Annotated in this window: 18 protein-coding genes; 11 read left to right on the top strand and 7 right to left on the bottom strand. The window is 71.8% G+C overall.

Features of this window, described 5'->3' with window-relative positions:
- The first annotated feature begins 8 nt into the window (after positions 1-8).
- Positions 9-674 (top strand): biliverdin-producing heme oxygenase, encoded by a 666-nt coding sequence (locus ACZ4LX_RS09850; RefSeq protein ID WP_467634365.1) that lies wholly within the window; start codon positions 9-11, stop codon positions 672-674.
- A gap of 91 nt (positions 675-765) precedes the next feature.
- Here the strand turns inward: ACZ4LX_RS09850 and ACZ4LX_RS09855 are convergent, their stop codons facing one another.
- From ACZ4LX_RS09855 to ACZ4LX_RS09865, 3 genes are all read right to left on the bottom strand, one after another.
- Positions 766-1485 carry a PhzF family phenazine biosynthesis protein gene (locus ACZ4LX_RS09855; protein WP_467634363.1) on the bottom strand — a complete coding sequence of 240 codons (720 nt, stop codon included), beginning with the start codon at positions 1483-1485 and terminating at the stop codon, positions 766-768.
- A 75-nt stretch (positions 1486-1560) separates the two neighbouring features.
- Positions 1561-3120: an HtaA domain-containing protein gene (locus ACZ4LX_RS09860; protein ID WP_467634360.1), complete on the bottom strand. Its 1560-nt coding sequence runs from the start codon at positions 3118-3120 to the stop codon at positions 1561-1563.
- Between the two features lie 143 nt (positions 3121-3263).
- Positions 3264-4673 carry an HtaA domain-containing protein gene (locus ACZ4LX_RS09865; RefSeq protein WP_467634357.1) on the bottom strand — a complete coding sequence of 470 codons (1410 nt, stop codon included), beginning with the start codon at positions 4671-4673 and terminating at the stop codon, positions 3264-3266.
- Positions 4674-4808: 135 nt separating this feature from the next.
- Here ACZ4LX_RS09865 and ACZ4LX_RS09870 point away from each other — a divergent pair, with 135 nt between their 5' ends.
- The 7 genes from ACZ4LX_RS09870 to ACZ4LX_RS09900 all read left to right on the top strand — a co-directional run bounded on the left by ACZ4LX_RS09870 (position 4809) and on the right by ACZ4LX_RS09900 (position 12335).
- The gene (locus ACZ4LX_RS09870; protein ID WP_467634354.1) at positions 4809-5888 is read left to right on the top strand and encodes a heme/hemin ABC transporter substrate-binding protein; all 1080 of its coding nucleotides are present in this window, start codon (positions 4809-4811) and stop codon (positions 5886-5888) included.
- Complete coding sequence (locus tag ACZ4LX_RS09875) at positions 5885-6961, top strand: FecCD family ABC transporter permease (RefSeq protein WP_467634352.1); 1077 nt, start codon at positions 5885-5887, stop codon at positions 6959-6961. The genes ACZ4LX_RS09870 and ACZ4LX_RS09875 overlap by 4 nt, the downstream gene beginning before the upstream one ends.
- On the top strand, positions 6958-7797 hold the full coding sequence (locus tag ACZ4LX_RS09880) for a heme ABC transporter ATP-binding protein (protein ID WP_467634349.1): 840 nt from the start codon (positions 6958-6960) through the stop codon (positions 7795-7797). The genes ACZ4LX_RS09875 and ACZ4LX_RS09880 overlap by 4 nt, the downstream gene beginning before the upstream one ends.
- 242 nt (positions 7798-8039) lie before the next feature.
- Complete coding sequence (gene efeO / locus ACZ4LX_RS09885) at positions 8040-9176, top strand: iron uptake system protein EfeO (RefSeq protein ID WP_467634346.1); 1137 nt, start codon at positions 8040-8042, stop codon at positions 9174-9176.
- Positions 9177-9199: 23 nt separating this feature from the next.
- Positions 9200-10468 (top strand): iron uptake transporter deferrochelatase/peroxidase subunit, encoded by a 1269-nt coding sequence (gene efeB / locus ACZ4LX_RS09890; RefSeq protein ID WP_467634343.1) that lies wholly within the window; start codon positions 9200-9202, stop codon positions 10466-10468.
- Between the two features lie 30 nt (positions 10469-10498).
- A complete protein-coding gene (gene efeU / locus ACZ4LX_RS09895) occupies positions 10499-11470 on the top strand; it encodes an iron uptake transporter permease EfeU (protein WP_467634340.1) in 972 nt (323 codons plus the stop codon).
- Positions 11403-12335: an SCO2278 family lipoprotein gene (locus ACZ4LX_RS09900; protein ID WP_467635674.1), complete on the top strand. Its 933-nt coding sequence runs from the start codon at positions 11403-11405 to the stop codon at positions 12333-12335. The genes efeU and ACZ4LX_RS09900 overlap by 68 nt, the downstream gene beginning before the upstream one ends.
- Before the next feature lie 302 nt (positions 12336-12637).
- Here ACZ4LX_RS09900 and ACZ4LX_RS09905 read toward each other — a convergent pair whose 3' ends face one another.
- Positions 12638-13384, bottom strand: coding sequence for a bifunctional DNA primase/polymerase (locus ACZ4LX_RS09905; protein ID WP_467634337.1), 747 nt, complete (start codon positions 13382-13384; stop codon positions 12638-12640).
- 270 nt (positions 13385-13654) lie between these two features.
- Between ACZ4LX_RS09905 and ddaH the strand changes: the two genes are divergently transcribed.
- Positions 13655-14551: a dimethylargininase gene (gene ddaH / locus ACZ4LX_RS09910; protein ID WP_467634334.1), complete on the top strand. Its 897-nt coding sequence runs from the start codon at positions 13655-13657 to the stop codon at positions 14549-14551.
- A gap of 12 nt (positions 14552-14563) precedes the next feature.
- On the opposite strand, the gene ACZ4LX_RS09915 is transcribed toward ddaH, so the two are convergent.
- Positions 14564-15580 carry a small ribosomal subunit Rsm22 family protein gene (locus ACZ4LX_RS09915; protein WP_467634331.1) on the bottom strand — a complete coding sequence of 339 codons (1017 nt, stop codon included), beginning with the start codon at positions 15578-15580 and terminating at the stop codon, positions 14564-14566.
- 142 nt (positions 15581-15722) lie between these two features.
- Here ACZ4LX_RS09915 and ACZ4LX_RS09920 point away from each other — a divergent pair, with 142 nt between their 5' ends.
- Entirely contained in the window at positions 15723-17132 is a 1410-nt protein-coding gene (locus tag ACZ4LX_RS09920) for a hypothetical protein (RefSeq protein ID WP_467634328.1), read from the top strand.
- Positions 17133-17284: 152 nt separating this feature from the next.
- On the opposite strand, the gene ACZ4LX_RS09925 is transcribed toward ACZ4LX_RS09920, so the two are convergent.
- On the bottom strand, positions 17285-18604 hold the full coding sequence (locus ACZ4LX_RS09925; RefSeq protein ID WP_467634325.1) for a multidrug effflux MFS transporter: 1320 nt from the start codon (positions 18602-18604) through the stop codon (positions 17285-17287).
- A 78-nt stretch (positions 18605-18682) separates the two neighbouring features.
- Between ACZ4LX_RS09925 and ACZ4LX_RS09930 the strand changes: the two genes are divergently transcribed.
- The gene (locus ACZ4LX_RS09930) at positions 18683-19687 is read left to right on the top strand and encodes a Gfo/Idh/MocA family protein (RefSeq protein WP_467634322.1); all 1005 of its coding nucleotides are present in this window, start codon (positions 18683-18685) and stop codon (positions 19685-19687) included.
- 111 nt (positions 19688-19798) lie between these two features.
- On the opposite strand, the gene ACZ4LX_RS09935 is transcribed toward ACZ4LX_RS09930, so the two are convergent.
- The gene (locus tag ACZ4LX_RS09935; protein ID WP_467634319.1) at positions 19799-21427 is read right to left on the bottom strand and encodes an alkaline phosphatase D family protein; all 1629 of its coding nucleotides are present in this window, start codon (positions 21425-21427) and stop codon (positions 19799-19801) included.
- Positions 21428-21581 lie beyond the last annotated feature (154 nt).

Raw genomic sequence — 21581 nt, forward strand, 5'->3', positions numbered from 1 at the left:
GGCCCGCCTTGGACGCAACCGTCACCACCACGCCCTTCTCGACGCTGATCCGCACCGCGTCGCACGAGCAGCACACCGAGGCCGAGACCTCGACCTTCATGAGCGATCTGCTCGGCGGGCGCCTCGGGGTGGACGCGTACACGCGCTACACCGAGCAGCTGTGGTTCGTGTACCGGGCGCTGGAGGCCGGGGCCCAGGCACTGGCCGACGACCCGGTCGCCGGGCCGTTCATCCAGCCCGAGCTGATGCGCACCGCCGAGCTGGAGCGGGACCTGGCCCATCTGCGGGGTGCGGACTGGCGCGAGGGCCTGGAGCCGCTCCCGGCCACCGCCGCCTACGCCGACCGGGTCGCCGAGTGCGCCCGCACCTGGCCCGCCGGGTACATAGCGCACCACTACACCCGCTACCTGGGCGACCTGTCGGGCGGTCAGATCATCCGCGACAAGGCGGAGAAGACCTGGGGCTTCGCACGCAAGGGTGACGGAGTGCGGTTCTACGTCTTCGAGGGGATAGCCAACCCCGCCTCCTTCAAGCGGGATTACCGGGAGCTGCTGGACGCGGTGAACGCGGACGATCTGGAGAAGCAGCGCATCGTGGACGAGTGCAAGCGCGCGTTCGCGCTGAACACCGCGGTGTTCAGGGAGCTGGGCGAGGTGTTCCCGCTCAGCGCCTGAGAGCTGTCGTGGAAGCGGTGGGGGTACCCGGGCCCGGGTACCCCCACCGCTTCGTTCCGTCCTCGGCCGCCCGGCCGGTGCGACCGGGCCGCTACCGGCTCGCCTGCGCCAGCACGACCCGGCCGCCGATCTCCACCGTGCCGTCCGGTGCGGGTGCCGTGAGGATCTGGGAGCCGGCGCCCTGCCTGATGTTCAGGGCCCGGCCCAGCCGGTCGCTCAGCAGCAGCGCCGCCGCCCCCGTCGCCTCGTCCTCCGCGATCCCCCCGGCGCACGCCCCGGCTCCACCGGAGCGGCCGGCGCCGCGCTCATCGAACCGGCGCGGGAACGCCCGCGCCCGTACCCGCCCCGCGGACTCGTCCTCCCACGCCCACGCGTAGAGCCAGCCCTCACCGGGCGGCGGGGCGGGCAGCGCGTCGACCTCGGCGGCGGATCCGTACTGCTGAAGCGTGCGCGGCGGCGCCCACTCGGGACGGGCGGAGATCCAGCTGAACTCCCCGTCCTGGCGGGCGAAGACCTCCCCCACCCCGAGCTCCAGAACCTCCAGGTCGAGCAGCCACGCCGCGCCGACCACCGGATGCCCGGCGAACGGCAGCCGGAGGCCCGGTGTGTAGATGTCCAGATGACCGCGCTCGGGGTCGTCCACGAACACGGTCTCGCTGAAGCCGAGCCGGCGGGCGAGTTCCTGCCTGCCCGGCTCGTCGGGGAAGTGGCTCCCCTCGCGCACGACGCCGAGCGCGTTGCCGTGCCGGCCGTCGGGGCCGCAGAACACGCGCAGTACGTCGATGCCGTCGGGTACGTCGTAGTCGTTCACACGCGCATTCAAGCACCGCCCGGGTACCCGCCCCGTGAGAGGCCGGTACCCGGGCGGTGCGACGGGGGACGGGGATCAGGCGGTACGGCGGCGGCGGGCGACGGCGACCGCTCCGGCACCGGCCGCCACGATGACGCCCGATGCGGCGAACAGGGCGCCGGCCGGCAGGTCGGAGCCGGTGGCGGCGAGGGCGCCCGAGCCCCCGACCGTGCCGGTGCCGCCCACGGTGCCGCCGGTGGTGGAGGCACCGCCCGCGGAGGAGCCGCCGGTGGACGAGCCGCCCGTGGAACCGCCGGTGGACGGGAGCGCGGCGTCCTTGTCGAGGGCGACCGAGACGGTCAGCGCGTCGAGTTGCTCGCCCGCCTCGTACATCCCGCCGAAGGCCTTGGTGCCGTCGGCGGTGAGGGCGGCCGGTACGGCGGAGAGGGTCACCACGCCGTCCTTGGCGGTGAGTCCGCCGGCGGGCAGCGTGAGGTCGGCGACGGCCAGACCGGTGTAGGTGGTGACCTTCTTCGTCGCGCGGTCCTTGGTGGACACGTCGGCGATGAGCGTGCCCTTGGTGCCGTCCGTCTGGATCTCCAGGCCGGTCAGCGACAGGTCGAGGGTGTAGGCGCCGTTCTCCTCGTGGCCCAGGAAGCGGACCTTGCCGTCGAACGCGGCGCTCAGGGTCTGCTTCTCGGCGTCGAAGCGGCCGGTGGCGTCGGGGAAGCGGTAGCCGCCGCCCGTCGCGGTGGCACCGGCGGTCGTCTCGACCTTGCCGTGGGCGATGGGGCCCGTGACGTACGTACGGAAGGAGGCCTTGACGCCCCAGTCCAGGGTGCCGTCGAGGATCGTGCCCGGGGCGGCGGCCGGCTTGTCGGTGGCCGTGGTGGTCGGGGACGGCTTCGGCGTCGGCTCCGTGGGCTGCGTGGTGGGCTTCACCGGGGGCTTCTCCGGATCGGTCGGCTTCCCGGTGGGCTCGGCCGGATCGGTCGGCTCGGCCGGGTCCGTCGGCTCCGGGTCCGTCGGAGGCGTGACCGCCTTCACCGTGAGCGTGGCGGGGTCGAGCACCTCGCCTTCCTTGTACTGGCCGTTGAAGGCCTCGGAGCCCGCCTTCGTGAGCTTCGCGGGGATGTCCTTGAAGACCATGGCGCCGCCCTCGCCCTGGCCGGGCCGGACCGCCGACAGGTCGAGGTCGGCGACCGCCACGTCGTTCGTGGTGCCGTCCGGGGTCGCCACGTCGGCGGTGATCGCGCCGCCCGTGCCGGTCGTGGCGAGCTTGACGTCCGAGAGCGTGATGTCCAGGATCCCGCCGTGCGCCGAGAAGTTGACGCCTCCTTCGAAGGCGGTGTCGGTGCCGTGCGTGGTCATGTCGTACGAGCCCTTGCCGTTGACAAAGGTGAAGACACCGTTGCCCTCGGCCTGGGTGGCACCGTCCTTGACGGTGATCTTCCCGGCGGCGCCGATGTACTTGCGGAAGGACTCCTTGAAGCCCCAGTCCAGCGTGCCGTCCTTCAGCTCCATGGCGGGGGCGGCCGCGGTGGCGCCGGGCGCGGACCGTTCGGCCGCGAGCGCCGGCAGGGCGAAGGCGGCACCGAGGGCGGCGGCCGTGGCGACGGCTGCGGCAAGGGCTATGGGACGGCGGGTTGCTGCCATGGTCGGGGGTCTCCTCAGGGATGTGCAGGAATCTGCGGGGGTGGTGCGGGGGACGGGGAGGTCTGCGGGGAGGGGCGGATGGGGCGGAAGGTCTGCGGGGAGGGGCAGGGGCAGGGGCAGGGAGGTTGACGGGGGTGCGGAGGTCAGGAGGGGGTGCCGGTCCTGGAGCGCTTACGGCGTACGAGAACGAGCGCGCCGGCCACGGCCGCCACTCCGGCGCCGCCGAGGGCGAGCGCGAGGCGGAGGCCGGTCCGGGAGCCCTCGTCCGCCACCGCGGCGGCGGCCGTGGCGGGCTTGGCGGCGGGCGGGTCCGAGGGCTGCGCCGAGGCAGTCGGCTCGCTGCCCAGGTCCGGGAGCGCGGGCAGCTTCGCCGCTGCCGTGACGGCCACCGCGAGCGAGACCGGGTCCATCGCGGTGCCCGCCCTGTACAGGGAGCCGAAGGCCTTGGCACCGTCGGCGGTCAGCGTGGCGGGGGCCTCCGTGAGGACCGCGAGGCCGTCCTTGGGGGCGAAGTCCTTTGCCGTGAAGGTGACCAGGGGGACGGCGTCGCGGTTGGTGTCCTTGCTCAGGACGTCGGCGCGGAGTGTGCCGGTGCCCGCCTTCAGGGTCACCGCGAACCGGGAGAGCTTCAGGTCGAGACCGCCCGCCCCGGTGAAGCGGACGCTGCCCGCGAACTCCGCCTCCAGGGCCTGCTTCTTCGGGTCGTACGTGCCCTTGCCCCGCGGGAAGCGGAAGAGCGCCCCGCCGTCCTGGGCGCCTGCGGCCAGGGTCCACTTCCCCCGGCCGATCGAGCCGGTGACGTACTCGCGGAAGGTGCGGCGCACGCCCCAGTCGACGGCGGCGTCCTCGAAGCGGCCGGTCACGGCCTTCGGCCGCGCGCTGCTCTGCGGCTTCCCGGGGGTCTTCGACGCGGCGGGCTTCGCGGCCGGGGCCGTGGTGTCCACGGAGAGGCTGACCGGGTCCAGGGGCGTGCCGGCGGTGTAGTACCCGGCAAAGGCGCTGGCGCCCTGTGAAGTGAGCGTCGCCGGGATGTTGTTGAGGGCGATGGGCGTGGAGCCGCCCGTCATGTCGATCCCGGAGAGGCCGAGCGTGGCCAGCGGGACCTGGGCGGTGGAGGTGACGCGGCCGCTCCCCCGGTCCTTGCTGACCATGTCCGCGTACACCGTGCCGCTGCCGTTCCGGATCCGGACGGTGGGGCGGCTGATGGTCAGGTCGAGTTCATGGGAACCGTCGGGCTTCCTGTGTCCGGTGAAGTGGACACCGCCCGAGAAGCCGGCCCGGAAGGCCCCGCTCGCCGGATCGTAGGAACCGGTCGCGGAGTGGAAGCGGAACTGACTGCCGCCGACCGTGGCGGCGCCGCCGGTCAGGCCCCAACTCCCCTGGGCGATCGGGCCCGTGACGTAACTCTGGAAGGAGGACTTGATGCCCCAGTCCAGCCGCCCGCCCTGCACCGTACGGTCCGCCGCATGCGCGGCGGTGGCCGGGAGCAGGGCTGCCGGCAGTACCGCGAGGAGCGCGACGGCGAGCGCGCGGACAGGTCTGAACGAGGGCATGTGGACCCCTCCGAGGTCTAGGAAGTGAGGTAAGGCTAACCTAAGATATGTACATCCTGTGCCGGTACCCCCTCCCGTCACATTTCTCGCAATCCATAACCAACTGCACGACGCAGAACGACAGGACGGTGCCCCGTGCGCTTCCACAAGGACTTCGCCCCGCCGTGCCCGGCCGACGGGCAACCGAAGCGCGGGCGCACCGGCGCCCTGACGGCCGCTCTGTCCCTGGCTACGGCCCTGCTGCTGACCGGCTGCGGGGGTACGGCGACTCCCGCGGCGAAGGCCGGGGGGACCGGGACCTCCGCGGCATCGGAGGCCGACCGGATCGAGCCTCTGGCCACGACACCCACGCCCCGGCTGCCCGTCACCGTGGAGTCGGCGGACGGCGAACGGACCACGGTCACCTCGGCGGACCGGATCGTGCCGCTGACCGGAGGCCTGAGCGAGATCGTCTTCACCCTCGGCCTCGGCAAGCAGGTCGTGGCCCGCGACATCACCGCCACCTTCGAACAGGCGGCGAGGCTCCCGGTGGTGACCCGGGCCCACGATGTCTCGGCGGAGAGCGTCCTGTCCCTGCGGCCCACCGTCGTCCTCGCGGAATCCACGACGGGCCCGGCCGAGGCCATCGGCCAGATCCGGGACGCCGGGATTCCGCTCGTGGTCGTCGCACCGGCGAAGGAGCTCGCCGATGTCGGCCGCCGGATCGACGCGGTGGCCGCCGCCCTCGGCGTACCGGAGTCCGGCGACGAGCTCGACAGGCGTACCCAGGACCGCATCGACGCCGTACGGGACTCCGTCCCCGCACCGGCCGACGGGGCGGAGAAGCCACGGGTCGCCTTCCTCTATCTGCGCGGCTCCGCCTCCGTCTATCTGCTGGGCGGCCGGGACTCCGGGGCGAGCTCGCTGCTGGAGGCGGCGGGCGCCGTCGACGCGGGCAAGGCGTCCGGGCTGAAGAAGGACTTCACGGCCATCACCAGTGAGGCCCTGGCCAAGGCGGCCCCCGACGCGATCCTCGTGATGACGAAGGGGCTCGACTCGGTCGGCGGTGTCGACGGGCTGGTGAAGATTCCGGGCGTCACCGAGACCCCGGCGGGCCTGGACCGCCGGATCCTCTCCATCGACGACGGGGTGCTGCTGAACTACGGGCCCCGTACGGACCGGGTACTGAGCGAACTGGTCGCCCAGCTCCACCCGGAGGACGGTGCGGCCAAGTGACCACCGCACACGAGGCGTCCGCCGGGCCCGCGATCCCCCGGGCCCGGCGCTCCACGGCCGCCACCCTGACCGCGGGGCTCATCGCCGCTCTGCTGCTGTGCTGTCTGCTCTCCGCCGGCCTCGGCGCGTACAGCATCCCGCTCGGCGATGTCCTCGCCTCCGTCCAGCACCGGATCGGGCTCGGCGGTCACGCCCTGGACCGGGTCGGCGAGAGCGTCCTGTGGAACGTACGGCTGCCGAGGGTCGTCCTCGCGCTGCTGGTCGGCGCCTCGCTCGGCTGCGCGGGGGCCCTGATGCAGGGCGTGTTCGGCAATCCGCTCGCCGAACCGGGCGTCATCGGGATCTCCGCGGGGGCGGCGGTCGGCGCGGTCGCCTCGATCGCGCTGGGGCTGAGCTTCTTCGGCAACTGGACCATCACGGTCTGCGCGTTCGCCGCCGGTCTGCTGACCGTCCTGCTGGTGTACGCGCTGTCGCGGTCCGGCGGCCGGACGGAGGTGGTGACGCTGATCCTCACCGGCATCGCCGTCAACGCCTTCGCGGGCGCGCTGATCGGCCTGTTCATCTTCTTCGCCGACAACGCGCAGATCACCCAGATCACCTTCTGGCAGCTCGGCTCGCTGGCCCAGGCCACCTGGCCCAAGGTGCTCGCCGTGCTGCCGTGCGCGGTGCTCGGGCTCGCCGTCGCCCCCTTCTACGCGCGCAAGCTGGACCTGCTGGCGCTCGGTGAGCGGCCGGCCAGGCACCTGGGCGTCGACGTCGAACGCCTCCGGATCGTGCTGGTGCTCGTGGTGGCGCTGCTGACGGCCGCCGCGGTGGCGGTCGCCGGGATCATCTCCTTCGTCGGGCTGCTGGTGCCGCATCTGCTGCGGATGGCGAACGGGCCGGGGCACCGCTTCCTCGTACCCGGCAGTGCTCTCGGCGGTGCCCTGGTGCTTGTCGCGGGTGATCTCGCGGCGCGGACCGTCGCCGATCCGGCCGAGCTGCCGCTCGGTGTGCTGACCGCGCTCTTCGGCAGCCCGTTCTTCTTCTGGCTGCTGCGCAGGACCCGTCGCAAGCAAGGTGGTTGGGCATGAGAACACTGCGGAACCTCTTCACGGCGCGGGGCCGGCAGCTGCCCGTGCCCGTCTCTCCCGGCGATCCGGTCGCCGAGGCGCAGGGGCTGCGGGTATGGCTCGGCGGGCGGCAGGTGCTCGACTCCATCGATCTGGCGGCGCACGCGGGCGAGGTGCTGGCGCTCGTCGGCCCGAACGGGGCGGGCAAGTCGACCCTGTTGGCCGCGCTGGCCGCCGATCTGCCCGCCGGGAGCGGCGCGGTCCGGATCGACGGGCGGCCGGTCACCGAGTGGACCGCACCCGAACTGGCGCTGCGCCGTGCCGTGCTGCCGCAGTCCGCGGCGCTCTCCTTCCCCTTTCCGGTGGAGGACGTCGTACGGATGGGCCGTGCGCCCTGGGCCGGGACGGACCGGGCGGACGAGGACGATCCGGCGGTCCGCGCGGCGATGGCGGCCACCGAGGTCACCGAGTTCGCCGCGCGCCCCTTCTCCGCGCTCTCCGGCGGCGAGCGGGCCCGGGTCGCGCTGGCCCGGGTGCTGGCGCAGCGCGCTCCGCTGCTGCTGCTCGACGAGCCGACCGCCGCGCTCGATCTGCGCCACCAGGAACTGGTGCTGAGGATCTGCCGGGAGCGGGCCGCCGCCGGGGACGCCGTCGTCGTCGTCCTGCACGACCTGGGCCTCGCGGCCGCGTACGCGGACCGGGCCGCCGTGCTGCACGACGGGCGGATCGCGGTGGCGGGCCCGCCGGCCGAGGTGTTCACCGGTGCGTTGCTCAGCGGTGTCTACCGGCAGCCGGTCGAGGTGTTCCCGCACCCCCGGACCGGGGCGCCTCTCGTCGTCCCGGAAAGGACCTCCTAAAAGAAATCCTTGAAAGGACCTCTCGAAAGGGCCTCCCGAAAGAGCCTCTTGACCGCCGCTTGACCCGTTCGGGGATCGCTCATGGGTCGGCTGTGACCCTTCCGTTCCTGTGAGTCCCCAGTGAGAGCTGAATCACTGCACGGGTGGGTATCGGTCAGGTAAGCCTCGGTTAAGTTAGGTCCGCCTCACCCGCCTTTGTCCGATCCGTTTCCCCCTACTCCTTCATCCCAAGTGGAGCCCGTATGCGAGCCGTTCGTTTCTCCGTCGTCACCGCTGCCGCCACCGCGGCCGCTCTGACCGCTGTCACGGGCTGCGCCGAGAAGAGCGACGGCAAGGGCGAGGGCGCCGTCCAGGTCGTGGCCAAGGACGACTCCTGCGAGGTCTCGAAGACCGAGCTGCCGGCCGGGCACATCGAGCTGGCCGTGCGGAACAAGGGCTCCAAGGTCACCGAGGTCTACGTCCTGTTCCCGGACGACCGCATCGTCGCCGAGCGCGAGAACATCGGGCCGGGCACCAAGGCCACCATCACCGCCGAGATCAAGGCCGGTTCGTACGAGATCGCCTGCAAGCCCGGCATGAAGGGCCACGGCATCCGGCAGAAGATCGAGATCAGCGGAGGCAAGGCGGCCAAGCGCAGCCCGGAGATGGACAAGGCCGTCGCCGCCTACCGCACCTACGTCCAGGCGCAGGCCGACGAGACGCTGCCGAAGGTCAAGGTCTTCACGGACGCCGTCGCCGCCGGTGACATCGAGGCCGCGAAGAAGGCGTACGCCGGCTCCCGTATCGGCTGGGAACGCACCGAGCCGGTCGCCGAGTCCTTCGGCGACATCGACCCGAAGGTCGACGTCCGCGAGGACGGTCTGGAGGACGGCCAGAAGTGGACCGGCTGGCACCGTCTGGAGAAGGCGCTGTGGCAGGACAGGAAGCTGGGCACCGAGGAGAAGGCTCTGGCGCCCGCTCTCTACAAGGACCTGCTCGACTGGCAGAAGCGGGTCGGCACGGCGGAGATCACCCCGACCTCGATGGCCAACGGCGCCAAGGAGCTTCTCGACGAGGTCGCCACCGGCAAGGTCACCGGTGAGGAGGAGCGCTACAGCCACACCGACCTGGTCGACTTCAAGGCCAACGTCGAAGGTGCGGAGAAGTCCTACGCGCTGCTGAAGCCGATCGCCACGAAGAACGACGCGGCGCTGACCTCCAGCCTGGACAAGCAGTTCGCGGCGCTGAACACGCTGCTCGACCAGTACCGGACGGACAAGAGCTCCTACGTGTTCACCTCGTACGAGAAGGTCGGCAAGGCGGACCGCAAGGAGCTGTCGGACGCGGTCAACGCCCTGGCCGAGCCCCTCTCGCGGCTCGCCGCCGCGGTGACGAAGTAACCGGCCGGGGAGAGGTTCCGGGCATGAGCGAGCAGTCCGAGAAGAACGGGCAGGCGCCGGCCGGCACCGCCCCGTCCCGTCGGGCGCTGCTCGGCTGGGGCGGTGCCGGGCTCGCACTCGGCGCGGTGGCGGCCGGCGGCGCGGTCGCGGCCGTGGGTTCCGGCGACACCCCGGTGACGGCTGCGGACAGCGGTGCGGCGGTGCCGTTCCACGGTGCGCACCAGGCCGGTATCGCCACGGCCGTCCAGGACCGGCTGCACTTCGCGGCGTTCGACGTGACGACCGAGGAGCGGGCCGAGCTGGTCGCGCTGCTCAAGGAGTGGACCAGGGCGGCCGAGCGGATGACGGCCGGCCACGCGGTCGGCGACGGCGCGTTCGGGGGTCTCCCCGAGGCGCCGCCGGACGACACGGGCGAGGCCCTGGGGCTCAAGCCGTCCCGGCTGACGCTGACGATCGGCTTCGGTCCGTCGCTGTTCGCCAAGGGGCGGTTCGGTCTGGAGGGCCGGCGCCCCGAGGCGCTGGTCGATCTGCCGAAGTTCCCGGGCGACAACCTCGACAAGGCCCGCAGCGGCGGCGATCTGTGCGTCCAGGCCTGTGCGGACGACCCGCAGGTGGCGGTGCACGCCATCCGCAATCTCGCCAGGATCGGCATGGGCCGCACCGCGATCCGCTGGTCCCAGCTGGGTTTCGGCAAGACGTCGTCGACGACGCCCGACGCCCAGACCCCGCGCAACATGATGGGTTTCAAGGACGGCACCAGGAACATCTCCGGCACCGACACCGCGGCCCTCGACCAGCACGTGTGGGTCGGCGAGAAGGACAAGGGCGGCTGGATGACCGGGGGTTCCTACCTGGTGGCCCGGCGCATCCGGATGCACATCGAGACCTGGGACCGGACCGGGCTCCAGGAGCAGGAGGACGTCTTCGGCCGCGACAAGGGCGAGGGCGCGCCGGTCGGGAAGGCCGCGGAGCGTGACGAGCCCTTCCTGAAGGCGATGCTGCCGACGGCGCATGTGCGGCTCGCGCACCCCGACACCAACGACGGGGCGACGATCCTGCGGCGCGGCTACTCCTTCACCGACGGCACCGACGGTCTGGGCCGGCTCGACGCCGGGCTGTTCTTCCTCGCCTACCAGCGCGACACCCGCAAGGCGTTCGTACCGCTGCAGCGGCGCCTGGCGGCACACGACGCACTCAACGAGTACATCCAGCACGTGGGTTCGGCGCACTTCGCCGTCCCGCCGGGCGTCCGCGACAAGGACGACTGGTGGGGCCGGGCGCTGTTCTCGTAACGGGACTCGAAGCGGAAAGGGAACCGAAACGTGTTCAGTAACTTCCTGATCGGCCTGCGCGAGGGCCTTGAGGCCAGCCTGGTCGTCTGCATTCTCATCGCGTACCTGGTGAAGACCGGCAACCGGAGCAAGCTGCTGCCGATCTGGGCCGGTGTCGGCAGCGCGGTCGTCGTCAGTCTGGCCTTCGGTGCCGGTCTCGAATTCGGCTCGCAGGAGATGACGTTCAAGGCCCAGGAGGCGCTGGGCGGTTCGCTGTCCATCCTCTCGGTCGGCCTGGTCACCTGGATGGTCTTCTGGATGCGGCGCACGGCGCGGCATCTGAAGACGGAGCTGCACGGCAAGCTCGACGCCGCGCTCGCGATGGGCACCGGCGCCCTGGTGGCCACGGCGCTGCTCGCGGTGGGCCGTGAGGGCCTGGAGACCTCGCTGTTCGTGTGGCGCGCGGTGCACGCGGCGGACGACGGCTGGCATCCGATGATCGGGGCGGTGCTGGGCATCGCCACGGCCGTCGTGCTGGGCTGGCTGTTCTACCGGGGTGCGCTGAGGATCAACCTGGCGAAGTTCTTCACCTGGACCGGCGGCATGCTGGTGGTCGTCGCGGCGGGTGTGCTCGCGTACGGCGTCCACGATCTCCAGGAGGCGGAGTTCCTGGGCGGCCTGCGGAACCGCGCGTTCGACATCAGTGCCACGATTCCGCCGGACAGCTGGTACGGCACGCTGCTCAAGGGGACGTTCAACTTCCAGCCCGACCCGACCGTTCTCCAGGTCACGGTGTGGGCGCTGTATCTGATCCCCACACTCGCGCTGTTCCTCTCCCCGGTAGGGTTCGGACGGTCAGTGGGAGCGACGGATCAGAAGGTGCGGAAAGCAACGGATGAGAAGCGTGAGGCCGGTTCGGCTGGCGACGGGGCTCGCGGCGGCGACGGTGCTGACCATGACGGCGAGCGGGTGCGTGACGGTGCACGGCGAGCTGGAAGTCGTACCGGCGGCGACGCGGTCTGAGGCCGCGCAGGCCCTGAAGGCCTTCACGGCCGCGTACAACTCGGCCGACAAGGCCTACGATCCCGCGCTGGACGCGGACCGGGTCACCGGTGCGCTCGGCGCGATCAACCAGGCGGGGCTGCGCGCACGGCGGAAGAACCACCCGGACGGCAACGCGAACCACCGGCCGCTGGAACTGACCGACGTGAACTACGTCATCCCGAAGAAGGCCGGCTGGCCCCGGTGGTTCCTCGCGGACACGGACTCCAACCGTGACCAGGACAGCGGGAAGCTGGACACCCGCTGGCTGTTCGTCTTCGTCAAGTCCGGTCCCGACGCGGGCTGGAAGGCCGCCTATCTGTCGGTCGTCACCCCGTCCCAGCTCCCGGGCTTCGCCGAGGACGGCGAGGGACGGGCTGTGCCGGTGGCCTCGGACAGTACGGAACTGGCGGTGGCTCCGAAGGACTTGAGCACGCACTACACGGGATACCTGCAGAACGGCGCACCGGACGTGTTCACGCCCGGAGGGGCCACGTCGCAATGGCGTGAAGCCCGCCGGAACACCCGCCGGGCCGGCTTCTCGTACCAGTACATCGACCAGCCGCTGAACAGCGGAACGTTCGGGCCGCTCGGCCTGGAGACGGCCGACGGCGGCGCGCTGGTCTTCTTCAGCAGCAAGCACTTCGAGCAGCAGACCGCGGCGAAGGGGCTGCGTCCGACGGTCTCCCAGGACGTCGCGGCGCTGCTGAGCGGTGAGGTCAGGAGCACGCTCACGAAGGAGCGCACCTCCAGCCAGCTGGTGTACGTCCCGAAGAAGGGCGCCGGGACGGGCAAGGTGACCGTGCTGAACCGCGTACCGGGGCTGACGGCGGCGAAGGGGTCCTGAGCGGATCCCGTACCGGGGCGGGCTGCGGCGAAGAGTCCCGGCGGATCCCGTACCGACCGGGGCCGGCTGCGGCGAAGGGTCCCGTGGGGACCCCTCTCCTCGCGCCCGCCCCGGCCAGGGCGTGTTTCGAAGCGTGCCCTAAGGGCTGTCCCGCAATACCTGGCGGGCGCACGACGACAGCTACGGCACCTCGCCGCGTTGTCGGAACGCCCGAATACATCCAGTATGCGGGCGCCCCTCCGCCTTGCGATGCACCGCATCTGACGCCGCGCGCTGATCCACCAGGTATTGCGGGACAGCCCTTAGCGGCTCAGCGGCCAGGCCACCGACTCGTGGTCGACATCACTCTGCTCCGCGGAGCCCACGAACCGCGCACACGCGTCCGTCAGGGTCTCCAGCAGGGTCAGCGGGTCGGGCAGCGGATTCTCCGGCCCCCGCACCCAGCGCACGTCCAGCTCACCCGGGAGCATGGCCGGCGGCAGCAGCACATAGCTGCCCCGGCAGTGCCACCGCAGTCCGGGGTGCTCGTCCATCGTCTCGGGGTGGCAGTCCAGCTCGCACGGCCACCACTCGTCCTCGTCCTCCGGCGTGCCGCGCGTCGCCGTGAAGAAGAGCATCCGGTCGTCGCCGGACCTGGCCACCGGTCCGACCTCGATACCGGCGGCGAGGAGCCGTTCCAGCGCCTGCGTGCCCGCCGAGAGCGGGACGTCGAGCACGTCGTGGATCATGCCGGTCGCCGTGATGAAGTTGGCCTGCGGCTGGCTGCGGGCCCAGCGCTCGATCTGTGCGCGGTCAGTCGTGGACTGCGTCTGCCAGGCGAAGGAGACGGGGTGCCTGGCGGGGGTGGGACAGCCGACGCGTTCGCACGAACATCGGTAGCCGACCGGATGGGCGGCGGGCGCGATCGGCATCCCGGCCTCGGCGACAGCCAGGAGCAGCGCCTCCCGTGCGGCGCCGTCGACATCGCTCTGCTGTGCTTTGGGCCGTCGGCGCAGCCAGTGGGAAAACCTGTTCTCTGAGCCGCGACCGCGGCTGAAATCGGCGCCCATCTATCCCCTTACCTCAAGCGTTGCTCCTGCCCATGGTCCCACCATCCTGCGCTTCGGGTGGCCAGAGTCCGGAAGCGGGGTAGGACGGCCGATGCCCCACAGCGGCCGAAGCTGCACCTTTTGTCATGAAATGGAAGATGAATCTCAGGTGACCGGGGCCCTGGAAGGGAGTGGCCACGGCCCTCGCGCGAAACGGCGCGCTCACAGGTCGCACTGCCGCGCGGAACCACCCGATCGGTCCACTGTGCCCAAGGCCCGAAACGGCGCACTATGGGCTCACGCACATACCCGTGCGACGCACCGGCCGCAGCGGTCACCAACGCCGCAGCGACGATTCGTGAGGAGCCCCTGTTGCCTCGTGAAGCCTCACCCCGCCGCTATCTCATGTGCCCCCCGACGCACTTCAAGGTGACGTACTCCATCAACCCCTGGATGGACCCCACCAAAACCGTCGACCTCCCGCTGGCACTGACCCAGTGGGAGGACCTGGTGGGCCGCTACCGCGCTCTCGGCCACACCGTCGAGCTGCTCACCCCCCATCCGGAGCTGCCGGACATGGTCTTCGCCGCCAACGGGGCCACCGTCATCGACGGCCGGGTGCTCGGGGCCCGCTTCGCGTACGAGGAACGGTTCCCGGAGGCGGCCGCCCACCGCGACTGGTTCCTCGGCCGCGGCTTCACCGAGATCCATGAACCGGTCCACGTCAACGAGGGCGAGGGCGACTTCGCGGTGACGTCCACGTACGTCCTGGCGGGGCGGGGTTTCCGGTCGAGTCCGCTCTCGCACGACGAGGCGCAGGAGTTCTTCGGACGGCCGGTGATCGGCCTCGATCTGGTCGACCCCCGCTACTACCACCTGGACACGGCGCTGAGCGTCCTGGACGACGCGGCCGACGAGATCATGTACTACCCGCCCGCCTTCTCGCCCGGCAGCAGGGCCGTGCTGAAGCGGCTCTACCCGGACGCGCTGATCGCCGGTGAGAAGGACGCGGCCGCGCTCGGCATGAACGCGGTGAGCGACGGGCTCCACGTCCTGCTGCCGCAGGCCGCCACGGGCCTGTTCGACCCTCTGCGGGAGCGCGGCTTCGAACCGGTGCCGATGGATCTCGGCGAGCTGCTCAAGGGCGGCGGCAGCGTGAAGTGCTGCACCCAGGAGCTGCGCGGCTAGCCGCCCGGCGGATCAGGGGCCGGCGGGCTCCTGGTCCGGGTCCTGCGGGGGCGGCCACGCGTCGCCCCAGTCGGTGTCCCGGGCGGCGCGGTACAGCTCGCCGTGCCGCTTGGTGACCGTGGCCCGCCGCAGCGCCTCGTCCCGGGTGCAGAGCTCCAGCAGCACCTGTCCCTTGCGGATCTGCGGCCTGCGCGTGACCCGCGCGTCCACGGGCCGGGGGGTGAAGCGGGTGGCCACGACGTAGCTGAACTTCTCGTCCTCGTACGGCAGCGAGCCACCCTTCACCTTCCGGTGCAGCGAGGAGCGGCTGACGCGGGCCGAGAAGTGGCACCAGTCCGTGCCCGGCTCGATGGGGCAGGCGTCGCTGTGCGGGCAGGGCGCGGCGACGGTGAGGCCGGCGGCGATCAGCCGGTCGCGGGCCTCGATGACGCGGGCGTAGCCGTCGGGGGTGCCGGGCTCGACGATCACGACGGCCTGCGCCGCGCGGGCCGCGGTGTCGACGAGGGCGGCGCGGGCCTCGGGGGTGAGTTCGTTGAGCACGTAGGAGACGGTCACCAGGTCGGTGGCGTCCAGGCCGAGGTCCTCGCCGATCCGGGCCCGGCGCCACTCGGCGTCGCGCAGTCCCGGGAGACCGGAGGCCCCGGCCAGTTCGCGGCCGAGCGCGAGGGCGGGCTCGGCCCAGTCCAGGACGGTGGTCCGCGGCCCCTCCCAGGCCCCGGCGACCGCCCAGCTCGCCGCTCCGGTGCCGCCGCCCACATCGGTGTGCGTGGCCGGCGCCCAGTCCGGGGCGGCGTCGCGCAGGGCGTCGAGTGCGGACCGTACCGCCTCGAAGGTCGCGGGCATCCGGTACGCGGCGTACGCGGCGACGTCCGAGCGGTCGCGGAGCAGCGGGGCGTCGGTGGGAGTGGTCCCCCGGTAGTTGGCGATGAGCCGGTCGACGGCCTGGGCGGCCTGCTTGGGCGGCAGCCCGTCGAGGAGTCCGGCCAGGGCCGCGCGCAGGGATTCCGCGGTGGGGAGGGTGACGTTCACCGAGGAAGTGTAGGCGGACGTGGGCAGGTCCGGGCTCCACGCTGGATCGGGACTGAATGGAAACGGAACCGAACTGTAAACGCATACACGCCAGTTGCTACGCTGACCGCCGCGAGGTCGTGTCGTGCCCATCGGGGGGACCATGAGACTGAAGTTCGGACGTCTGACTCCGGTCAGCGGTACTGGCACGAGGCTGCGGTTCGTGCGCCGGGCTCCGGTCGGCGGCAGCGGCGGCAGGAGGCAGCGGGTCGTGCGCCTGGCTCTGGTCGGCGGGCTGGTGGTGCTCGTTCTGCTGCTCCTGCTGTCCGCCGGCGGTGGTGACAGCGGCAACCGGAAGACCGACGCCAGGCCGAAGAAGCCGATTGCGCAGAGCGCGGGCCCCGCGACGCAGCTGACCGTCCCGTCCAGGTATACGACCCGACGCGGCTGGGAGCTCATCGGCACCTCTCCCGACTACGCGCTCTCCCGGACGACCGGGCGCCTCGCCTATCTGGTGCGGACGGCCGAGGGCGAGTACCAGCTGCGGACCATCGACCCGGAGACCGGGCGGGCCGGCTGGCGAGGGGATGCCTGGCGCCCGCCGGCCGCGCTGCACTTCCCGAAGCTGCTGACGGTGGCCACGGACGACCAGGAGTACTTCGTGACCTGGGCGTACGGGAAGGTCGGCGAGGACGCCCCGGCACCGGCCGACCGGATCGTCTCTCTCGACGTGTACAGCGTGGAGGACGGCAGCAGGCAGCGTGTCGAGGTGCCGTGGACCTCGGTGCCCACCATCAGCGTCACCGGCCCCGGGATCGTCATCGGCGACGGCCGGGCCACCAGTGTGGTCGTGGACCCGGAGACCGGCAGGATCACCAAGGTGCCCGCCAAGGCGCTGAAGTATCCGAAGGGCTGCACGGCCTGCAAGCAGCTCACCGAGGTGCGCGGCCTGACGTCGAAGGGCCTGCTGGTGAGCGGGGCGCGGGAGTTCTGGGTGCAGGGCGGCTGGTACAGCCGGAACGTGGCGCCCAAGGGCACCGACAAGAAGAGTGGCGTCCCGACGTCCGTGGCCCCCGGTGTGGTGCTGGCGCGGTGGCAGCTGGCGAAGGGCGCGAAGCTGGCCGCCAGCCATGAGCTGTGGACCGTGCACGACACGAAGACGGGCAAGGCGCTGGTCTCCGTGCAGTGCCACAAACCGGCGATCGCGCCGGGGCAGTACCCGCAGGCGGTCGTCTCGTCATCGGGCGACTACCTGGTGGCCGGGAACCTGGCCTTCGATCTGCAGGCCGGCAAGGGCTACTGCTTCGAGGACACCGAGGGGTCGAAGACCCTCGTGCTGGCGTCCGTGACCGACGGCGGAACGGCGTACGGGGCGACGAACGTGCGGAACGCGGGCGATGTGCTGGCCGGCGGCGGCTTCCCGGTCGAGGCGGACATCTCCTCGGGTGCGACGGAGATGCTGTCCCCGAATGTGCGGGTGCCGGGCGCGGAGGCCGCGGAGGGGGTCGGGCTGTTCCGCTGGACCGATGACAAGGACCGGCTGCATCTGATCGGCTACCCGCAGGCGGACTGACACCGGTGCCGGGCCCGGGGCGGACTGACACCGGTGCCGGGCCCGGCACTCCCGGTCGAGGCGGGCTGACACCCGCGGAGCGGGGCCGGCACTCCTTGTCGGGACGGGCGTCGGGCCCGCGCGGCCGGGCCCGACGCCCGCGTCCGGCCGGTTCAGGGCCGCACGGCCGCCTGCTGCCGGGGCCGGCACATGCCCAGGAAGCACGCCATCGCGCCCACCGCGCACACCAGCTGCACGACGGCCATCGGCACGGCCGTCGCCTCCCCGGCGATCCCGACGAGCGGCGAGGCGACGGCCCCGATCAGGAACTGGGAGGTGCCGAGCAGCGCCGAAGCGGAACCGGCGGCGTGCTTGGTGCGCATCAGCGCCTGTGTGTTGGTGTTCGGCATCGCCAGGCCCATCGCCGACATCAGCACGAAGAGTCCGGTCGCCACCGGTACGAGTCCGACGTCCCCGAAGACCCCGGACGTCATCAGCAGCAGCGCCGTGGCGGCCAGGACGATGACCACGAGCCCGAAACCGAGTGCCTTGTCGAGGCTGACCCGGCCGACCAGGATCTTGCCGTTGATCTGGCCCACGGCGATCAGCCCGACCGAGTTGATGCCGAAGAGCAGGCTGAAGGTCTGCGGCGAGGCGCCGTAGATCTCCTGGATGACGAACGGTGACGCGCTCACATAGGCGAAGAGCGCGGCGAAGGCGAGACTGCCCGCGATCATGTAACCGCTGAAGACCCGGTCGGCGAGCAGCCCGCGCATGGTGCGCAGCGCGTCCGGGATGCCGCCGGTGTGGCGTTCCGCGGGAGGCAGGGTCTCGTGCAGCCACTTCCAGACGACCAGGGTGAGCAGGACGCCGATGACGGTGAGTACGGCGAAGATGCCCCGCCAGTCGGTGAGCCGCAGGACCTGTCCGCCGATGACGGGGGCGATGACCGGGGCAACGCCGGAGATGAGCATCAGGGTCGAGAAGAACCTGGCCATCTCCACGCCGTCGTACAGGTCGCGCACGACGGCTCGGGCGATGACGATGCCGGCCGCGCCCGCGAGGCCCTGGATCAGGCGGAAGCCGATGAGAAGTCCGGCGGTCGGGGCGAAGACGCAGATGGCGGTGGCGAGTACGTAGACGATCATGCCGATGAGCAGCGGGCGGCGCCTGCCCCAGCGGTCGCTCATCGGGCCGACGACGACCTGGCCGAGCGCCATGCCGGTGAGGCAGGCGGTCAGGGTGAGCTGGACCGTCGCGGCGGGTGCGTGCAGCGCGTCGGTGACGGCGGGGAGCGCCGGGAGGTACATGTCCATGGACAGCGGCGGCAGCGCGGTCAGTCCGCCGAGGACCAGGGTGACGAGGAGTCCGGTGCGCCGGGCGGTGGCGGCGGGACCGGGGGAAAGGGGGGCGGGCCTGCCGGGAAGTCCGGTTCCGGCCCCGGTGACGGGCGTGGGTATCTGCTGGGCTCGGCTGACGCCGCTCTCCGGCATTCTCATCTCCATAGTTGTTGAATCCGCCTCTATGCTCTCAGCTCAGCCGGAATGGTCGACACATTTGTGGGAGCGTGCATGAGCAGGACAGTCCGTTGGGGCGTGCTGGCGACGGGTGGGATCGCGGCGACCTTCACCGCAGACCTGCTGGCGATGCCCGGTGCCGAGGTGGTGGCCGTGGCCTCCCGTACGGACGCCTCGGCGCAGGCGTTCGCGGAGCGTTTCGGGATCCCCCGGGCGTACGGGAACTGGGCGGCGCTCGTCGCCGACGAGGACGTCGACGTGGTGTACGTGGCGACGCCGCACTCCGCGCACCGGGAGGCGACCGCCCTCGCCCTGGAGGCCGGAAAGCACGTGCTGTGCGAGAAGGCGTTCACGATCAACGAGCGCGAGGCCCAGGAGCTGGTGAAGCTCGCCCGGGACCGGGGCCTCTTCCTGATGGAAGCCATGTGGACGTACTGCAACCCGGTCATCCGGCGGATGACGGAACTGGTGCGGGACGGGGCGATCGGCGAGATCCGCACCGTGCAGGCCGACTTCGGCTTCGCCGGCGACATCGGCCCCGGCCACCGGCTGCGCGATCCCGCGCTGGGCGGCGGGGCGCTGCTGGACCTCGGGGTCTATCCGGTGTCGTTCGCGCAGCTGCTGCTGGGCGAGCCGGACCGGGTGCAGGCCGACGCGCTGCTGTCACCGGAGGGCGTCGACCTGAGCACCGGCATGCTGCTGGGCTGGGAGTCGGGCGCGAACGCCCTGCTCTCCTGCTCGATCGTCGGGCACCACCCGACGACTGCCACGGTCATCGGGACGGCCGGCCGGATCGACTTCCCGGAGAGCTTCTTCTATCCGCGGCGCTTCGTGCTGAACCGGGCGGGCAAGGAGCCGGAGGAGATCACCTCGGGACCCGGGCCGCAGGGCCTGTCGGGGATGCAGTTCGAGGCGGCCGAGGTGATGCGGGCGGTCCGGGCGGGCGAGACGGAGTCCCCGCTGGTGCCGCTGGACGGTTCACTCGCGGTGATGCGGACGCTCGACGCGGTACGTGACCGCATCGGCGTCCGCTACCCCGTGGACGGCGTGGCGTCGTAGGACGTCCGGGCCGAGGCCGGGCCGGGCGCCGGATCATGCCCGGTCAGGCCGCCGGGTGGGACCGGGGCCGGACCGGCGTCGGACCTGCGTCGGGCCGGGGCCGGGCCGGAGTCAGGCCGGGGTCAGGCCCTGGTCGCCCACCTCCGTGACGAACGAGGCGGCCGTCGTCACGGGGGCGCCGGGCGTGGTGACGGCGGACACCGTGCGGTAGTCGGCGCGCGCCTGACGCTCCTGGAGGGTGACGAGGACGTAGCCACGGCGCCCGTTGTAGAACTTCATGTGCGGGTTGGCGGTCATCTGGTTCGTCCAGTTGGCCGGCTTCTCCGCGCCGTTCTTGCCGCTGGCGATGGAGGTGGCGACGATCTCGGTGCCGACCGTGCGGGAGGCGGGGTCGTCGAAGTCCCGCTTCAGGTCGAAGGCGTAGCCGACGTGCACATCACCGGTCAGCACCATGAGGTTGTCCACCCCGGCGGCCTCGGCGCCTCTCAGGACGCGGTCGCGGGACGCGGGGTAGCCGTCCCAGGAGTCCATGGAGAGCTTGAAGGCCTCGGTCGGCACGTCGCGGCGCTGGGCGAAGGTGACCTGCTGCGGGACGACGTTCCAGGTGGCCTTCGAGTGGCGCCAGCCGTCGATCAGCCAGCGCTCCTGGGCGGCGCCGGTCAGGGTGCGCGAGGGGTCCTCGGACTCGGGTCCGGGGGTCTGCCAGCCGTCGCCGTACGCCTGGTCGCTGCGGTACTGGCGGGTGTCGAGGATGTCGAACTGGGCGAGCCGGCCGAACTGCAGGCGGCGGTAGAGCTTCATGTCCGGGCCGTCCGGCCGCTGCGGGGTGCGCAGCGGCTGGTTCTCCCAGTACGCGCGGTAGGCGGCGGCCCGGCGGATCAGGAACTCCTCGGGCGGCACGCTGTTCTCGGGGATCTCACCCGCGTAGTTGTTCTCGGTCTCGTGGTCGTCCCAGGTGACGACGAAGGGGTGCGCGGCGTGGGCGGCGCGCAGATCGGGGTCGGACTTGTAGAGGGCGTACCGCAGCCGGTAGTCCTCCAGCGTGGTCGTCTCCCGGTTGAAGAGGGCGGGCAGGGTGCGGTCGGTGTAGTTGCGGGCCCCGCCGGTCGCGGTCACGGCGTACTCGTAGAGGTAGTCGCCGAGGTGGAAGACGGCGTCGACGTCCTCGTCGGCGAGGTGCTTGTACGCGGTGAAGTAGCCGTCGTGGTAGGCCTGGCAGGAGACGGCGGCCAGGCTCAGCTCGCGCTTGTGGGCGCCGGGGGCGGGGGCGGTGCGGGTCCGTCCGGCCGGGCTGGTCCACTGTCCGGCGCGGAAGCGGTAGTAGAGGAAGCGGTCCGGGGCGAGGCCCTTGACCTCCACATGGACGCTGTGGTGGAACTCCGGGTGGGCGATGGCGGTGCCGCGCCGGACGATGTGCCGGAAGCGCTCGTCGCGGGCCAGCTCCCAGCGCACCTCGACACGGGCGGCGGGCAGTCCGCTGTCGGGTTCGAACGGGCGGGGCGCGAGCCGCGTCCACAGCAGGACGGAGTCGGGCAGCGGGTCGCCGGACGCGACGCCGAGGGTGAACGGGTCCTCGACGATCTTCCGGGTGTCGAGCTCGGCGGCGCTCGCCGCTCCCGCGGCCGGCAGTCCGACGGAGAACGCGAGTGCGGCAGCGGCTCCGGTGACGGTGAGAAAGCGGCGGCGGCCGGTGTGCCGGGCCGCGTCGCGCAGCTCCTGCTGGTGCGATGAGTGCGTCATCTGTCCCTCCCCTGACTGGTGATGTGGGGGAAGTCCACCGGGCCGGCACATCGGGCGGTTGTCGTGCTCGCGTCGCACGGGCGTCGCCTGGATGAGGAATACGGCAGGAATGGATCCCCAGGGGCAAACTCCGCGTATGCGGCCGAAGCCATGA

This window comes from Streptomyces sp. NPDC026062 (assembly GCF_055568375.1).

Bases quoted from the DNA above. Each gene is read 5' to 3' on its own strand.
- ACZ4LX_RS09925 (WP_467634325.1), bottom strand. From the start codon at position 18,604: ATGCCGGAGAGCGGCGTCAGCCGAGCCCAGCAGATACCCACGCCCGTC.
- ACZ4LX_RS09865 (WP_467634357.1), bottom strand. From the start codon at position 4,673: ATGCCCTCGTTCAGACCTGTCCGCGCGCTCGCCGTCGCGCTCCTCGCG.
- ACZ4LX_RS09930 (WP_467634322.1), top strand. From the start codon at position 18,683: ATGAGCAGGACAGTCCGTTGGGGCGTGCTGGCGACGGGTGGGATCGCG.
- ACZ4LX_RS09920 (WP_467634328.1), top strand. From the start codon at position 15,723: ATGAGACTGAAGTTCGGACGTCTGACTCCGGTCAGCGGTACTGGCACG.
- ACZ4LX_RS09880 (WP_467634349.1), top strand. From the start codon at position 6,958: ATGAGAACACTGCGGAACCTCTTCACGGCGCGGGGCCGGCAGCTGCCC.
- efeO (WP_467634346.1), top strand. From the start codon at position 8,040: ATGCGAGCCGTTCGTTTCTCCGTCGTCACCGCTGCCGCCACCGCGGCC.
- efeB (WP_467634343.1), top strand. From the start codon at position 9,200: ATGAGCGAGCAGTCCGAGAAGAACGGGCAGGCGCCGGCCGGCACCGCC.
- ACZ4LX_RS09900 (WP_467635674.1), top strand. From the start codon at position 11,403: ATGACGGCGAGCGGGTGCGTGACGGTGCACGGCGAGCTGGAAGTCGTA.
- ddaH (WP_467634334.1), top strand. From the start codon at position 13,655: ATGGGCTCACGCACATACCCGTGCGACGCACCGGCCGCAGCGGTCACC.
- ACZ4LX_RS09905 (WP_467634337.1), bottom strand. From the start codon at position 13,384: ATGGGCGCCGATTTCAGCCGCGGTCGCGGCTCAGAGAACAGGTTTTCC.
- ACZ4LX_RS09860 (WP_467634360.1), bottom strand. From the start codon at position 3,120: ATGGCAGCAACCCGCCGTCCCATAGCCCTTGCCGCAGCCGTCGCCACG.
- ACZ4LX_RS09935 (WP_467634319.1), bottom strand. From the start codon at position 21,427: ATGACGCACTCATCGCACCAGCAGGAGCTGCGCGACGCGGCCCGGCAC.